The sequence below is a fragment of the Bradyrhizobium sp. CCBAU 45384 genome (genome assembly GCF_028128665.1).
In the GTDB taxonomy this organism is placed as follows: Bacteria; Pseudomonadota; Alphaproteobacteria; order Rhizobiales; family Xanthobacteraceae; genus Bradyrhizobium; species Bradyrhizobium manausense.
On sequence record NZ_LBIZ01000120.1, the window covers coordinates 814,635 to 830,761 of the forward strand.

The window sequence follows — 16,127 nt, forward strand, 5'->3', positions numbered from 1 at the left end:
GACCAAGACATTGCTGGATCGGGATTATGCCGGGGAACATGTTTTCCAAGGGTGAAGTATTCGTCATTGAAACCGACGCTGCCTCTCGCGAACAATTGTCCAACGCGCTTCAGCAGAGCGCCTATGACGTGATCTGCTTCGCCGATGGCGCATCGCTGCTGTCGGAGGCTAAGGCGCGGATGCCGGCCTGCGTGCTGCTGGAGATGCCGGCCGATCGCTCCGCCCTCGACGTGCTCAAGCGTCTGCGCGAAGAAAACTGCATGGCGCCGGTGCTGGTGACCGCGGCGAACGGCAGCATCGCCATGGCGGTCGATGCCATCAAGAGCGGCGCGGCCGATTTCATCGAAAAACCGTTCCGCACCCACGATATCGTCGGCAGGATCGACGCCGCGATCGACGAATTTGCCCAGCCGGAATCGACCAGACATCGCTGGTTGCCGGGTTGCGAAGCTCTGACCGCGCGTGAGAACGACGTGCTCACGCATCTTGCCGCCGGCCTCACCAACAAGGAGATCGCCCGCCGTATGCATCTGAGCGCGCGTACGGTCGAGGGCTATCGGGCCAACATTTTGAAGAAGGCGGCCGCCCGCAACGTGACGGACCTGCTTCGCCGCATCTTCGGCCAAGGTTCGCCCAGCCAGGTCTGACGGGCGAGGTTCGCCTTTCGGACGAATTTGTGCCGCTGCGTGGTGACGCGCTCCGCGGCCATGGTGCCGCCGCGGCGGCGCCCCACGGAAACCCCAATCGAACCGGTTCCTTCCCTGCCGCGTCCAACCATGTTGGCGTGGCATTTGATCGCGCGTCCGGCTGGCGACGCGGCGATATCGGCAGGGAGAATTGTGATGCGCATCACCGCAAGATGTTTGGCGACGACGAGACTGGTCCTGGTGACCACAGCGCTCGCCTCGCCCTCATGGGCCGCCGATGTGGACGCCACATCGGCCATCGACACCGTCACCGTCTATCCTGATGGCGCCACCGTCACGCGCGTGATCGCGCTCGACCTCGCCTCAGGGGATTCGACGCTGGTCGTCAAGGACTTCCCGCTCTCGCTCGATCCGTCTTCGCTCCGCGTCGAGGGCGAGGCGGGTGCCAAGCTCACGATCGGCACGATCGATGCGCGGCCGCCGCGGGCGGCACCACCGGTGAATCTGCCCGAACTCGACAAGCGCATCGAGGCGCTCAAGGACGAGCGCGCCGATCTGCAAGGCACAATCGATGCGGCGGCCGCCCGGCGCAAATTCGCGCAGCGCTTTGCCGAAGCCTCTCCCGCCGGCCTTGGCGAGAAAGGCGAGGCGCGCCCGATCACTGAATGGCGCGCGGCCTTCACCGCGGTCGCCGAGGAAGTCGCGGCCGCCGAAACGGCGATCCGCGATGCCACGCGAAAACAGCGCGAGATCGATCGCCAGATCGCGCAGCTTGAGGCCGACCGGTCTGCCAAGCCGCCGGGCAAGCTCGAGGTGCGCATCGACGTCGCCTCGGCCGCCGCGACGAAAGCGACGCTGCGCGTGGCCTATACTGTGCGCAATGCACGCTGGCTCCCGCTCTATGACGCCCGGCTCGACACCGGCGCCAAGGATCGCAAGCCGCAACTCGAGCTGGTCCGCCGTGCCGAGGTCACGCAGTCGACCGGTGAAGACTGGTCGAATGTCGCGCTCGGCGTTTCCACGGTCCGGATCGCCCGCGGCGGCAGCGCGCCGGAGCTGGGTTCGCTGGTGGCGCAATATCCGCAGGTGCCGAAGCCGCTGGCGGCGGGTTCGGTCTCCGATCTAGCGCGGCCGGCCCCAATGGCGCGTCAGATGCAGTCTCCATCCTTCGCGAGCAAGGTTGCAGAGGCGGCCGAACCGCGCGAGCGGGTCGACGAGCAACAGGCAGTCGCCGAGATCGGCGATTTCCAGGCCACCTTCAAGATCCCCGGCCGCGTCAGTCTCGGTGCTGCCGAGGGCGCCAAGAGCCTGCGCATCGCCTCGATGAGCGTGGCGGCCGACCTCGCGGTACGCGCCGCGCCGGTGCAGGACCCCACCGCCTTCCTCGAAGCCAGCTTCAAGCAGACCGACGATACGACGCTGCTGCCTGGCAAGGTTGCGATCTACCGTGACGGCATCTTCGTCGGCCGCGGCAAGCTCGCAGCCTCGGCCAAGGACGACATCGTCCGGCTCGGCTTCGGCGCGGACGACAAGGTCAAGATCGAGCGCGCCGTGCTCAAGCGCAACGAAGGCTCAGCCGGCTTGATCGTGACGACCTCGAAGACCGACGAGCGCGCCTTCAAGACCACCATCCGCAACGGTCACGACTTCCCGATCCATGTCGCGATCGAGGATCAGCTGCCGGTCAGCGAGAATGACGAGATCTTGGTCGAGATGCTGCCCACGACCACGCCGCCCACCGCGAAAGACATCCGTGACAAGCGCGGCGTGTTGGAATGGTCGTTCGACGCCAAGTCCGGCGAGATCAGGGACATCAACTTCGCCTGGCGCGTCCGCTGGCCGAAGGACAAGACCATGGTGATCGTGCCGTCGGGCTAGCGGCCGCGCCACGAAGGAGATGTGCTCCCTCTCCCGCTTGCGGGGGAGGGAGAGGACCGAGGAGAGGAAAAATTATTCCTTCACCGCGCCGGTCAGCGACGAGACGTAATAATCCACGAACAGCGAGTAGAAGATCGCAACCGGCAGCGAGCCGAGCAGCGAGCCCGCCATCAGCGCGCCCCATTGATAGACGTCGCCGGTGACGAGCTCGGTCAGGATCGCGACCGGCACGGTCTTGTTGGCTCCGCTCTGGATGAAGGCAAGCGCGTAGATGAACTCGTTCCAGGACAGCGTGAAGGAGAAGATGCCGGCCGAGATCAGGCCGGGCACCGCGAGCGGCAGCGTGATCCAGCGCAGGATCTGCAGCCGCGTCGCACCGTCGACCAGCGCGCACTCCTCGAGCTCGTACGGGATCGACTTGAAATAGCCGATCAAAAGCCAGGTGCAGAACGGCACCAGGAAGGTCGGATAGACCAGGATCAGCGCGAGCGGGGAATCGAACAGACCGAATTGCACCACCACGGTTGCGAGCGGGATGAACAGGATCGACGGCGGGACGAGATAGGCGAGGTAAATGCCAAGGCCGACATAGGGGCTGCCGCGGAAGCGCAGGCGCTCGATCGCGTAGGCGGCAAGTGTGCTCGCGACCAGCGACAGCGTGGTCGAGCCGATCGCGACCATCATCGTCGTCCACAGCCAGCGCGGATAGGCAGTGTCGAACAAAAGATGCTTGATATGCGCCAATGTCGGCGAGGAGATCCAGAACGGGTTGTGCTCCCGGTAGTTCATCAGCTCCGCGTTCGGCTTGAACGAGGTGATCGCCATCCAGTAGAACGGAAACAGCAGGATCAGCACGAAGCAGCCGAGCGGCAGATAGATCATCATCAGCCGCCGCAGCCCGGAATCCCAGGCCATGGTGTCGGGCGCTGTTTGGGCGACGGAGGCTTGTGCGACAGCGTCAGTCATTGGCCTCTCCCTGCTGCCATTTGCGCCGCGCCAGGCCGAAATAGGAAAACAGCGTCGCGAACACCAGGAACGGGATCATCGACACCGCGATCGCCGCTCCTTCGCCGAGCTCGCCGCCGGCGATGCCGCGCTGGAACGCCAGCGTCGCCAGCAGGTGGGTCGAGTTGACCGGTCCGCCGCGGGTGATGGCGTAGACCAGCTGGAAATCCGTAAAGGTGAAGATGATCGAGAAGGTCATGACGATGGCGAGAATCGGCATCATCATCGGGAAGGTGATGTAGCGGAAGCGCTGCCATGAACTGGCGCCGTCGAGCATCGCGGCCTCATAGAGCGATGGCGAGATGGTCTGCAGGCCCGCCAGCAGCGAGATCGCGACAAAGGGAATGCCGCGCCAGATATTGGCGGCGATCAGCGAGAACCGCGCCGGCCAGGGCGAGCCGAGGAAGTCGACATTGCTCGTGCGCCAGTGCAGCACGTCGACCAGCAGATAGGAGATGATCGAGAATTGCGGATCGTAGATCCACCAGAACGCCAGCGCCGAGAGCACTGTCGGCACGATCCAGGGCAGTAGCACGATGGCGCGCAACAGGCTCTTAAACGGAAAATGATTGTTGAGCAGCAGCGCGAGCCAGAAGCCGAGCGCGAACTTCCCGAATGTCGCTATCCCCGTATAGAGCACGCTGTAGAACACCGCGTTCCACCACAGGGGATCGGTGAACAGATACTGGAAGTTCTCCAGGCCGATGAACTCGCCCTTGCGGCCGATCGTGGTGTCGGTAAAGGCGAGCCAGATGCCGAGCCCAAGCGGATAGGTCAGGAACACCGCAAGCAGCCCGATCGCGGGCGCGAGGCACATCACGATCAGGAACGGCTTGTAGTCGAACAGCCGGACGAGCCAGTTCGGCTGCCGGTGCACCAGCGCGGGAGAGGAGAGGGTGGTCACGGACATCAGTGTGTTGTCCTGTCTGTGAAGGTCACCACATCCGTCATTGCGAGCGAAGCGAAGCAATCCAGTCTATCGCTGCGGTGAAGTCTGACTTGCATCGTCGCAAGTGCTCCTCGCAATGACGGCCTATCGGCCGTCATTTCTGCCGCCGGAAGTAGCGCTTGCAACGCTGCTCCGCCTCCGCAGCCGCGGCTTCAGGCGTCGCAGCGCCGGTTGCGACCGAGGCGAACATCTGCACTGTGACATAGTCCGCGCGAACAGCACCGGTGGCGGTCGAAATCGGACCCTTATAGCCGGCGTAATAGTTGCTGTTCATCGTCTCCTTGAAGATCGCGACCTTGGGGTCGCCCTTCCACACCGCCGCATCGGCATAGGCTGCCAGCGGCTGCGACCAGTAGCCGCTGTTGGCGTTGAGCCACGGTTCGTACTGGTCCTTTTCCAGCATGTATTGCAGGAAGGCCTTGGCGGCGTTGGGATACGGGCTGTGCTTGAACACCATGGCATTCAGCGTCAGTCCGGACATCGGCGAGACCGGTGCAAGCCCCTTCGGCAGCGGCTGATGTTCGGAGTCCTCGGCGATGGCCGCGGTCGCCGGATCGTTCTTCAGCGAGAAGTACAGCGAGACGCCGTTGGAAGTCAGCGCGATTTCCTGCGAAGAATACGCGCGGTTGTTACTGACGTCATTCCAGGACGACGTGCCCGCGATGAAGGTTGGATAGAGCTCCTTCACGTAGTTCAGCGCCGCGATGGTTTCCTTGCTGTTGATGGTGACGTTGCCCTCTTCGTCCAGCAGTGCGGCGTTGTGCGCCCACATCATCCAGTCCGCAAAACCGTTGCCGTCGCCGACGGCATTGCCCAGCGCAAAGCCGGCGGGCTTGCCGGCCTTCTGCAGCTTCTTGCAGAGGTCCAGGAATCCGGGAAGGTCGTCCGGTGCCTTGTCGAATCCGACGGATTTGAGAACGGACTTGCGATAGATCAGCGGCCCGCCGGAGGCTCCAAAGGGGAGTCCAATCCAGGAATCGCTCTTGGCCTTCTTGCCGTAGATCTTCGCCAGGTTCTGCCAGCCGCCATACTTCTTGCCGAGATAATCGGCGACGTCGGTCAGTTCGATCAGCTTGTCGATATAGATGTGCGGTGCGTCGGAGAAGCCCATGATGACGTCGGGGCCGGCGCCGGAATTGGCCGTGACCGCGGTCTGCTGGTTGATGTCCTCCCAGCCGACGAAATCGACCTTGACCTCGACCCCGGTCTCCTTGGTGAACTTGGCCGCATTGGCGCGGAACACGTCCTCGTCGGCCTGCACGAAACGCACCGGCCGCAGCATGCGCAAGCTTGCGCCCTTCTCGATCTCGCGCTTGGGCGCCGCAACGTCGGCGGCCTTGATATTTGACGTTTGCGCCGCAGCACCGGTGGCGGCGAACGTCGCAGCGGACAGGCCCAGCGCCAAGGCATCACGACGTGTGATGTCGTTCCTCATCAGTTCCTCCCTATGATGTCTCCCTTCCCGGCGTTGATCGCCGGTGAAGGGCCATGCGGTTTCCCTGCGCGTTTGCCGCGCGGGACCGCCTTAGCTGTTCGGGCCGCGGTCCATGCTGACGGGCTGCCAGCGGCGGAGCGCGGTGTCTTGCAGCACCGACGGGTTGACACAGCTTACCGGCCACATGCCCTGCAGCACCAGTGACAATTCGTAGCCCACCCGGCGCTTGCGCGCCTCGTCGAACCGTGCCGAGGCCGAGGCGACATGGGCGGTCAGCGTCACGTTCTCCATGCCCAGGATCGGGTTGTTGTGCGAGGGCGGTTCCTTCTCCAGCACGTCGAGCGCGGCATGGGCGATCCAGCCCTCCTGCAGCGCCTTGATCAGGCTTTCCTCGTCGACTGTGGCACCGCGCCCGGTGTTGATGAAGATCGCGCTCTTCTTCATCTGCCGAAAATGCTTCTCGGTCAGCATGTGATGCACTTCGGGCCGGGCGGGGGCGTGCATCGAGACGAAGTCGGATTGCGACAGCACCTCGTTCAGCGTCGCCGGGATGACGCCGTGGTCCCACATCAGGGTTTCCTGGATGAAGGGATCGTAGGCCATCATGCGCAGGCCGAATGGAGCTGCGCGCTTGGCGACCGCACGCGCGACGCGTCCGAACGAGATGAAGCCGAGCGTCTGGCCCATCAGCCGCGGAATCTTCAGCAGCGCCGGCCGCCCCTCGGTCCATCGCCCTGAGCGCACCATCTTGTCCTGCTCGACCAGGCGGCGGAAGCCTGACAGCAATAGCATCATGGCGTGGTCGGCGACTTCCTCGATGAAGGTGTCGGGAATGTTGGTGACGGGAATGCCGCGTGCAGTTGCTGCCTTCACATCGACGCTGTCGACGCCGACCGAGCCGAGCGTGATGACCTTGCAGTCCTGCAAGCTGTCGATGATGTTTTTGGTGATCGGGATGCCCTTGGCGTAGATCGCGTCGGCATTCTTCGCGGCGGCGATGAACTCGGCCTCATTGGCCGGCGCCTCGACGATCTCGGCATCGATCGGATCGAGCGCCTCGCGCTCGTACGAATAGTCGCTGCCGGCGACCGTGAAGCTCGCGCCCTTCGGCGTCACCACCCTGTATTTCGGCATTTCCAGCTCCGATTTTGTTTGTCGGTTCTTGTTGCGACCCGCCGTCGGACGGGCCTTTACGTCTTTTACGCGAAATCGGCGTGAGTGCGTACAATTCCCGGTTGTCGCTGCGGCGATTATTTGGCGTTTTCCGCGGCAGCGTCCGGGCTTCTACGGAGACCTGTAAGGAACTTGCTAAGGGGTCCCCCACTAACAGTTAATTCAATTTCGAACGATCGACTCGCGTGCATCCCTTTTTCCGGAGCCTATCCCGTGAAGTTAAGCAATCTGAAGATCGCCCCCAAGCTTGGCATCCTTGTCGGCGTCACCTTGTTCGGCCTTTGCATCGCCGGGTTTCTCGCCGGCTATCTGATGAAGTACGAGATGGTGAATGCGCGCATCGACCAGGCCAAGGCGATCGTCGATTTGGGGCGCAACTATGCAGCCGCGCTGAAGAAGCGCGTCGATGCCGGCGAGCTGATGAAGGATGCCGCCATGGCCGAGCTTCGCCGCTACGGCAATGCGATGACCTACGACAACGGTGCGGGCTATCTGTTCGGCACGACCTATGACGGCATCACCCAGCTCGCGCCCGATCCGAAGCAGATCGGGCTGAACCGCATGGACGTCGTGACCAACGGCCGCAGGCTGTCGCAGGAGTTGATGGATGGCGTCAAGGCCAACGGCTCGATCCTGCTCTACTATGAATATGTGAAGCCCGGTCAGGAAACGCCGATCCGCAAGATCGGTTATGCGGTCGCCATTCCCGGCTTCGACATGTATCTCGGCACCGGCGCCTATCTCGACGACATCGACGCCAAGATGGGCCCGGTCTACTGGATGCTCGGCCTTGCCATGCTTGGCATCCTCATCGTCGCCGGCAGCGTCGCCTGGCTGCTCGGCCGCAGCATCAGCCGCCCGCTCGCGCTGCTCGGTGCCCGCATGAAGGATCTCGCCGACGGCAAACTTGACGGCGACATCCCCGGCGTTGGTCGCGGCGATGAGGTCGGCGCGATGGCCTCGACCGTCCAGATCTTCAAGGACAACGCGGTCCGCATCCGCGAGATTGAGAAGAGCGAAGCGGACGCCAAGGAGCGCGCCGCGGTGGATCGTCGCCGCGCGATGGAAGATATCGCCAACGACTTCGAGCGCAGCGTCAACGGCATCGTCCGCTCGGTCTCCTCGGCCGCGGCCGGCATGCAGTCGACGGCGCAGTCGATGACTGCGACCGCCAGCGACGCCTCTTCGCGCGCAGCGACCGTCGGCGCCGCCTCGCAAAAAGCCTCCGGCAATGTCGGCACGGTCGCCGCGGCTGCCGAGGAGCTGTCGAGCTCGGTGACGGAGATCTCCCGCCAGGTGACGCGCTCGACCGAAGTTGCGAGCCGCGCCGTCAGCGATGCCGAACGCACCAACGCCACGGTGCAGGAGCTATCGACCGGCGCCGAGAAGATCGGCGAGGTGGTCAAGCTCATCCATTCGATCGCGGCGCAGACCAATCTGCTCGCGCTCAACGCCACCATCGAGGCGGCGCGTGCCGGCGAGTCCGGCCGCGGCTTCGCCGTCGTCGCCTCCGAGGTCAAGGCCCTGGCCAACCAGACCGCCAAGGCGACCGAGGAAATCTCCGCCCAGGTCGCGGCGATGCAGACCTCGACCAGCGATGCGGTCGCGGCCATCGGCGGCATCACGCAGACGATTGCCGAGATGAGCGAGATCACCGCCGGCATCTCGGCCTCGATCGAGCAGCAGGGCGAGGCGACCCGCGAGATCGCCCGCAACATCCAGTCGGTCGCGGCCGGCTCGGCCGAGATCAACGCCCATATCGGCAGCGTCACTTCCGCCGCGGAAGCGACCGGCACCGCCGCCGGCGACGTACTGACCAACGCCCGCGAGCTGGATCACCAGTCCGGCGCGCTGCGCGGCGCGGTGGACGGCTTCCTCGCCAAGGTCCGCGCGGCATAAGATCTTGCGCTGAATTCGTAGGGTGGGCAAAGACGCGAAAGCGTCGTGCCCACCTTTTCTTTTTGAGTTCACGATGATGTTCAGGTGGGCACGCTTCCGCCTTCGCTCTGCGAGCTACGGTGGACAAGTCGCTTTGCCCACCCTGCGAGAGCCTTCTCTTGGCGCGGAATTACTTCACCGCCGTGAGGCGATGACGACGCCGGCGAGCACCAGTGCGTAGCCGATCAGGTGAAATGGCTGGAGCCTTTCGCCGAGCAGCAGGATCGCCATCGCCGAGCCGAATACCGGCACCAGATGGAAGAACGGCGCGGCGCGATTCGGTCCGATCAATGCGACGCCGCGGTTGAAGAAGAGATAGGCGAGCGTCGAGGGGAAGATCAGGATCCAGCCGAGCGTCAGCAGCGTCACGGTGTCGAACTGCAGCACCCTGCCGCTCCATCCCTCCCAGATCGCCGTCGGCAGCAGCATGAAGGCGCCGCAGCAGGTGGTGAAGGACAGGAAGGAGAGTTGATGAACCTTCGGCCGTCGCGGGATGAAGGCGGAGTAGAGTCCGAACGCCACCAGCGAGGAGGCGAACATGATGTCGCCCCGGTTGAACGAGATGCTCGCCAGCGCCGCCAGGTCGCCGCGCAGGATGATGATGAGGACGCCGGCCAGCGAGATCGCGATGCCGGCGAACTGCCCGGCCGTCAGCCGCACGCCAAACAACACCAGCGACCACAGCGCCACGAACAGGGGACCCGCCGACTGGATCAGCAGCGCGTTCAGCGCCTCGGTATATTGCAGCGCCCAGTACGAGATCGCGTTGTTGAAGGCAAAGCCCACCAGCGACAGGAACAGCATCAGCGGCAGGCTTTTGCGCAACGCCGGCCAGTCGCGCTTCAGATGCGGCCAGGAGAACGGCAGCAGGATCAGGAACACGCCGAACCAGCGGATCGTCGTCACCGTCAGTGGCGGCACATGCGCGCCGACATGGCGCGCGATCACGATGTTGCCGGCCCAGAACAGCGAGCTCAGGCTGAGCAGCAGATAAGGCTGGTTGTTGAGCCAGCTGGCCGGATTCGAGGCCGCTGGCGCGGGCGATGCAATCGTCATTGGCGTTGCGTACGACCTTGCGCCGGATGGTCGTCATGACACAAGTCCCGTCGCCGCAATGCTACAATGCAGGCAAACCTTACGGAGGTGCCATTGGCGGTTAATATGTTGAACATCGAGGGCCTGGAACGGCTCGACCGGCATGCGCCGGTGGTGATGCTGAACTTGATGCGTTTCCACGCCCGTTCGCGCGACGGCGACGGATCCGGCTGGGATGCGTATTTGCGCTACAGCGCGATCACCGTGCCGATGATCAAGGCGCGCGGCGGCACGCTGCTGTGGACCGGCGAGGCCAGGGCGATCGCGCTCGGCCCGCACCAGGGCAATGCGTGGGATTTCGTCGCGCTGGTGTTCTATCCGTCGGTCGCAGCCTTCCTCGACATGATGACGTCGGAGGCTTACGAGCTCGATGCCGACCCGCATCGCCTCAACGGCTGCGCCGAGCACGTCATCATCGCGACCAGCGAGGCCTACAGCAAGTTCAGGGCAAGCTAGCTCGCTTGCTTCCGCGATGCCACGAAAACGCCCGACAGCACCAGCGCGAAGCCGATGAAGTGAAAGGCCTGCGGCAGTTCGCCGAGGAAGACCATGGCCATGATCGAGCCGAACACCGGCACGACATGGAAGAACGGTGCGGCGCGATTGGCGCCGATCAGGCGGACGCCGCGGTTGAAGCAGAGATAGGCGAGTGTCGAGGGAAACACCGAGACGTAGAACAGGGTGAGCAGGTTCGGCCCGTCGAGCTTCATGACCGGGCGCGCCGATATTTCCCAGATCTCCAGCGGAATGAGACACGCGGCACCGGCCCCGAAGGTGAAGGCGAGGAACGACAGGCCGTGGATCGGCGGTCGCTTCAACGTCAGCACCGAATAGAGCGCGAAGATGATCAGCGCGACGATGAAGATCAGGTCGCCCTTGTTGAAGGCGATGTTCGACAGCGTGGTGAGATCGCCGTGCAGCAGGATGATCAGCACGCCGCACATCGAGAGAGCTACGCCGAAGGCCTGCGCGCCCGTGAGCCTGATTCCGAGGATGACCAGCGACCACAGCGCCACGATCAGGGGCGCGGCCGACTGCAGCAGAAGTGTATTGAGCGCCTGGGTATGCTCCAGCGCCCAATATTGCAGGGTATTGAAGGCGCCGATGCCGGTGATCGACAACGTGATCATCAGGCCGAGCTTGCTGCGGATGGCCGGCCAATCCCGGGCGAGGTGCTTCCAGGCGAACGGCAGCACCAGCAGGAAGGCGAACAGCCAGCGCAGGAACGACAGCGTCACCGGCGGGATGTGGCCGGCGGCGAGCCGCCCCACCACCGCATTGCCGGCCCAGCACATCGCGGTGATGCTGAGCAGGAGATAAGGCTGATTGGCGATCCAGCTATGGCCCGATGATTCGGCGCTGGTGGTCTGGCCGGTGGCGGTCATTGTAATTGTTATGGCCCCGCGTCATGCACCGAGGCTTCCGGCCCGGCGTTCGGGCCGGCTGATCGCCCGGCACCTCTCAAAGACACGGAAATGCGCCCGATATCAATGCCGCGCGGCGCATCGCCATCATGCGCAGGGCGGTGCAACAGGAACCTCAGCCGGTCGGTCCCGTGCGGATCGCGAATGGCTTCAAAAGTTCGGCGCAGGCGAGATAGACGACGACGAGAAACGCGATGCCGGCCATCATGATCGGCGGCGGCGCGACGAAGCCGAACCAGGTCCCGAGCGGCGTGAACGGCAGGGCTATCGCGGCGAACAGGGCGATCAGCGAGGAGGCCGCAAGCACCGGATCGGGCCAGTTGTGCCAGGGCCGTCCATAGGTGCGGATAACGAAGATCACCAGGATCTGCGTCGCCATGGATTCGACGAACCAGGCTGTGCGGAACTCGTCCGGCGAGGCCTTGAACAAATAAAGCAGCGCGCCAAAGGTGAGAAAGTCGAACACCGACGACAGCGGCCCCATGATCGCGGCAAAGCGCACCAAGCGCGACATGCTCCACACCTGCGGCTTCGCGGTTGCCTGCGCCGAGACGCGGTCGAAGGGAATGCCGAGCTCGGAGAGATCGTAGAGCAGGTTGTTGAGCAGGATCTGCGTCGGCAGCATCGGCAGGAACGGCAGTGCGATCGAGGCCGCCGCCATCGACAGCATGTTGCCGAAGTTCGAGCTCGCGCCCATGCGGACATACTTGAGGATGTTGGCGAAGGTGCGCCGGCCTTCCTCGACGCCGTCGGCGACGACTTCGAGATCCGACGCCAGCAGGATCATGTCGGCAGCGGCCTGCGCCACTCCGGTGGCGCCGTCGACCGACAGGCCGACATCGGCAACCTTCAGGGCCGGTGCGTCGTTGATGCCGTCGCCAAGGAAGCCGACCACCTCGCGGCCGGCCTGGAGCGCCTTCACGATGCGCGATTTCTGGTCCGGTGCGAGCCGGCCGAACGCATCGGCCGAGCGCACCTGCACGGCAAGCGCCTCGTCGCTGAGCTCGGCGATGTCGGCTCCCGACAGCACGCGCTCGGCGTTGAGCCCGACCAGGGCGGCGAGCCGCTTCACCACAACGGGATCGTCCCCCGACAGGATCTTCAGCCTCACGCCGCCCGCTGCGAGCCGGGCGATCGCGGCCGCGGCCGTCGGCTTCGGCGGATCGGCGAAGGCGCAGAGACCTTCGAAGACGAGGTCGGTCTCGTCGTCGGTCTCGACCTCACGCAGCGCGCCGCTCCACGCCCGCGACGCGATGGCCACGGTGCGCAGGCCCTCGGTGGCAAGCGCGTGGACATGGGCCATTGCCGCCTCGCGCGCATGTTGGTCCATCGCGCACAATTCCAGCACGGCCTCCGGCGCGCCTTTGACGATCAGTCGCGCGCCTTCGGGGCCGGTGGCGAGCACCGATCCCAGCCGGCGCGAGAAATCGAAAGCCTGCCGTCCGGCGAGTGTCCAGCCTTGGCAAGGCTCCGGCCGGCCGGCGACGAGGGCGGCATCGAGCGCGCCACGGTCGCCGCCGAGCGAGGCCGCAATGGCGCCGAGCCGCGCGGCGCGCGCATCGTCCTTGCCGGCGGCATCGAGGCTTCTGGCGAGCGTGATCTCGGCCGATGTCAGCGTGCCCGTCTTGTCCGTGCACAGCACGGTCATGGCGCCGAGGTCGTGAATGGCGGCGAGCCGCTTCACGATCACCTTGCGGCCGGCCATGCGCAGCGCACCGCGCGACAGCGTCACCGTCGTGATCATCGGCAGCAGTTCCGGCGTCAGCCCGACCGCAAGCGCAACGGCGAACAGCAGCGAATCGAGCACGGGACGGCCGAACACGACGCGGATGGTGAGCACGACCAGCACCAGCGCCAGCGTGGCGCGCGCGATCACGAGGCCGAATTCGCGCAAGTCCCGTTCGAAGGGAGAGGGCGCCTGCGCCTCGGCGAGCGCGGAGGCCGCCGCGCCGAACACGGTGTCGCGGCCGGTCCTGACCACGAGCGCGATCGCCTCGCCGGTTTGGGCGACGGCGCCGCGGAACAGCGCGTTCGAGGTGTCGTCGGGGCCGGCGCATGGCCCGGCGCGTTTCTGCACCGGATAGGGCTCGCCGGTGAGCGCGGCTTCACCCGCGGTGAAGGCGGTGCTCTCAAGGATCAGCGCGTCAGCCGGGATGATGTCGCCGGCGCGGACGCGCAGCAGATCGCCGGGCACGAGGCGCTCGACATCGATATCGACAAATGCGCCGTCGCGGCTGACCTCGGCCTTCAGGGCCACCGAGCGCCGGAGAATCTCGGCGGCGCGGACCGCGTGTCCCTCCTGGATGGTATCGAGGCCGATCGAGAGCGCGAGGATCAGGACGATGATGAGCCCGCCGATCTCGTCGCCGGTCAGCATCGAGATGATGCCGGCCACCAGAAGGATCAGCGCCAACGGTTCGAGCAACCGGCGCAGGATCGCGCGCGCCGCGCCCTCGATCCGCGGCGGTGCGTCGGTGTTCGGTCCGAAACGGTCGAGGCGTTCGTCGGCCGCCGCCGCGGACAGACCGTGCAAGGAGCAGCCGAGCTGCGCGCTGAGCGCCTCGGCCGAGAGGCGCCAGAAATGGCTGGCCTGGTTGCTTGATGGCTGGGTCACGGCGTGTCTGAAAAAGGGGCCTGCTGACCGGGGAAGGTAAGCTGCGGAGGTGACATCAGTCCCCTTGGCACGACCAGGCGCCGGCATGATTGATACCGGTCAATCCGTCGCCCGCGCGGGCCGCCCGATACGGCCGTGAAGGTTGCTGGATTTTAAGGGGATATCAAAGGCTTGGGACACGCCTTGGGCCCGAAAAAAGCCCCGTTCTTGCTTGCCTAGAGGGGCCGCTTCCTTTATCCGGTGGAGCTGCCTCGCGTGCGAACGGCCTTCGGCCGGGAATTGGGCTGGGCGCATCTAAAATTCTCGAAGGATTACCCGCGAATGGCCAATGTTGTCGTCGTCGGCGCCCAGTGGGGCGACGAAGGAAAGGGCAAGATCGTCGACTGGTTGTCGGAGCAGGCGGATATCGTCGTCCGCTTCCAGGGCGGCCATAACGCCGGGCATACGCTGGTCATCAACGGCGCGACCTACAAGCTCGCGCTGCTGCCCTCCGGCGTGCTGCGAGAGGGCAAGCTGTCGGTCATCGGCAACGGCGTGGTGTTCGATCCCGCCGCCTTCCTCGACGAGATCACCAAGCTCAGGGCGCAGGGCGTGGCTGTCAGCCCGGACAATCTGCGCGTCGCCGAGAACGTCACCCTGATCCTGCCGCTGCATCGCGAGCTCGATGCGCTGCGCGAATCCTCCAACGCGGCGACCGCGATCGGCACCACGCGCCGTGGCATCGGCCCGGCCTACGAGGACAAGGTCGGCCGTCGCGCCATCCGCCTGATGGATCTTGCCGACCTCAACACCCTGCCGCACAAGATTGACCGGCTGCTGGCGCACCACAATGCCTTGCGCCGAGGGCTCAACCTGCCTGAGTTCGACGGCAAGGAGATCCTGAAAGAGCTGAGCGCGCTGGCGCCGCAACTGCTGCCCTATGCAGAGACGGTGTGGCGCCTGCTCGACATCGAGCGGCGCGCCGGCAAGCGCATGCTGTTCGAGGGCGCGCAAGGCGCGTTGCTCGACGTCGACCACGGCACGTATCCTTATGTCACCTCGTCCAACACCGTCGCAGCGCAGGCCGCGACCGGCGCTGGCCTTGGACCGGGCGCGGTCGGCTATGTGCTGGGTCTCTGCAAGGCCTACACGACCCGCGTCGGTCAGGGCCCGTTCCCGACCGAGCAGGACAACGCGATCGGCCGCAAGATCGGCGAGCGCGGCCGCGAGTTCGGCACCAACACCGGCCGTCCGCGCCGCTGCGGCTGGTTCGACGCGGTCCTCGTCCGTCAAGCCGTCCGCACCTGCGGCATCAACGGGCTGGCGCTCACAAAACTCGACATTCTCGACGGCTTCGACACGATCGATGTCTGCGTCGGTTACAAGCTCGACGGCAAGGAGATCGACTATTTTCCGGCCGGTGAAGGCGCGCAGGCCCGGGTCGAGCCGATCTATGAGACCATCGAGGGCTGGAAGGAGCCGACCGCCAATGCGCGGTCCTGGGCCGACCTGCCGGCCCAGGCCATCAAATATGTCCGCCGGATCGAGGAATTGGTGGGGTGCCCGGTCGCACTGCTTTCCACCAGCCCCGAACGCGAGGATACTATCCTCGTGCAAAACCCGTTTGAGGCTTAACGATCTCTTACCAGGACGCGGGTATAGTTGAGTTGAAATGGCTGATTACTATCCGCTGATCGCCCGCGCTATTGCCGCCCTGGACCCCAACGCTCCCGGCGAAAGCCGGCGCGCGCTGTATGAACGGGCGCGCACGGCGCTGATCGCGCAGCTGCGCAGCGTGCAGCCGCCGCTGTCCGAATCCGAGATCACCCGCGAACGCCTGTCGCTGGAAGAGGCCGTCCGCAAGGTCGAATCCGAGGCCGCGCAGCGCGCCCGCGAGGCCTCGCGCCCCGGCGGTGGTGCCCGCGCTGGCGGTGGCAGCGGCGATGCGTTCCGCCGGGCCAGCGCCCGTGCGACCGAAACCAACCAGCCG

General features: G+C 65.1%; 12 protein-coding genes and 1 pseudogene. 6 read left to right on the plus strand and 7 right to left on the minus strand.

Annotation, left to right across the window (positions count from 1 at the left end):
- Positions 1-26 precede the first annotated feature (26 nt).
- On the plus strand, positions 27-647 hold the full coding sequence (locus tag XH80_RS43605; protein WP_271603930.1) for a response regulator transcription factor: 621 nt from the start codon (positions 27-29) through the stop codon (positions 645-647).
- A 195-nt stretch (positions 648-842) separates the two neighbouring features.
- Positions 843-2,525, plus strand: a complete 1,683-nt coding sequence (locus XH80_RS43610) for a mucoidy inhibitor MuiA family protein (protein WP_271603931.1) — start codon at positions 843-845, stop codon at positions 2,523-2,525.
- Between the two features lie 72 nt (positions 2,526-2,597).
- On the opposite strand, the gene XH80_RS43615 is transcribed toward XH80_RS43610, so the two are convergent.
- The 4 genes from XH80_RS43615 to XH80_RS43630 all read right to left on the minus strand — a co-directional run bounded on the left by XH80_RS43615 (position 2,598) and on the right by XH80_RS43630 (position 7,048).
- On the minus strand, positions 2,598-3,491 hold the full coding sequence (locus tag XH80_RS43615) for a carbohydrate ABC transporter permease (protein WP_271603932.1): 894 nt from the start codon (positions 3,489-3,491) through the stop codon (positions 2,598-2,600).
- Positions 3,484-4,440: a carbohydrate ABC transporter permease gene (locus XH80_RS43620; RefSeq protein WP_271603933.1), complete on the minus strand. Its 957-nt coding sequence runs from the start codon at positions 4,438-4,440 to the stop codon at positions 3,484-3,486. Before XH80_RS43620 ends, XH80_RS43615 begins: the two co-directional genes overlap by 8 nt.
- Positions 4,441-4,573: 133 nt before the next feature.
- Entirely contained in the window at positions 4,574-5,914 is a 1,341-nt protein-coding gene (locus tag XH80_RS43625; protein WP_271603934.1) for an ABC transporter substrate-binding protein, read from the minus strand.
- Between the two features lie 90 nt (positions 5,915-6,004).
- Positions 6,005-7,048 (minus strand): C-terminal binding protein, encoded by a 1,044-nt coding sequence (locus XH80_RS43630; RefSeq protein WP_271603935.1) that lies wholly within the window; start codon positions 7,046-7,048, stop codon positions 6,005-6,007.
- Positions 7,049-7,300: 252 nt separating this feature from the next.
- Here XH80_RS43630 and XH80_RS43635 point away from each other — a divergent pair, with 252 nt between their 5' ends.
- Positions 7,301-8,986 carry a methyl-accepting chemotaxis protein gene (locus tag XH80_RS43635; protein WP_271603936.1) on the plus strand — a complete coding sequence of 562 codons (1,686 nt, stop codon included), beginning with the start codon at positions 7,301-7,303 and terminating at the stop codon, positions 8,984-8,986.
- A gap of 174 nt (positions 8,987-9,160) precedes the next feature.
- Here XH80_RS43635 and XH80_RS43640 read toward each other — a convergent pair whose 3' ends face one another.
- Positions 9,161-10,081: a DMT family transporter gene (locus XH80_RS43640; protein WP_271603937.1), complete on the minus strand. Its 921-nt coding sequence runs from the start codon at positions 10,079-10,081 to the stop codon at positions 9,161-9,163.
- A gap of 105 nt (positions 10,082-10,186) precedes the next feature.
- On the opposite strand from XH80_RS43640, the gene XH80_RS43645 reads away from it, so the two are divergent.
- Complete coding sequence (locus XH80_RS43645; protein WP_271603938.1) at positions 10,187-10,576, plus strand: DUF1330 domain-containing protein; 390 nt, start codon at positions 10,187-10,189, stop codon at positions 10,574-10,576.
- On the opposite strand, the gene XH80_RS43650 is transcribed toward XH80_RS43645, so the two are convergent.
- Together XH80_RS43650 and mgtA are read right to left on the minus strand one after the other, a co-directional pair.
- Positions 10,573-11,505, minus strand: a complete 933-nt coding sequence (locus tag XH80_RS43650; protein WP_271603939.1) for a DMT family transporter — start codon at positions 11,503-11,505, stop codon at positions 10,573-10,575. The two genes, XH80_RS43645 and XH80_RS43650, sit on opposite strands and share 4 nt — an antisense overlap.
- Positions 11,506-11,659: 154 nt before the next feature.
- Positions 11,660-14,158: a magnesium-translocating P-type ATPase gene (gene mgtA / locus XH80_RS43655; RefSeq protein WP_271603940.1), complete on the minus strand. Its 2,499-nt coding sequence runs from the start codon at positions 14,156-14,158 to the stop codon at positions 11,660-11,662.
- A 321-nt stretch (positions 14,159-14,479) separates the two neighbouring features.
- Here mgtA and XH80_RS43660 point away from each other — a divergent pair, with 321 nt between their 5' ends.
- Both XH80_RS43660 and XH80_RS43665 read left to right on the plus strand, forming a co-directional pair.
- Positions 14,480-15,772 (plus strand): adenylosuccinate synthase, encoded by a 1,293-nt coding sequence (locus XH80_RS43660; RefSeq protein WP_271603941.1) that lies wholly within the window; start codon positions 14,480-14,482, stop codon positions 15,770-15,772.
- A gap of 37 nt (positions 15,773-15,809) precedes the next feature.
- Positions 15,810-16,127: pseudogene (locus tag XH80_RS43665) on the plus strand (hypothetical protein); the annotation flags it as partial.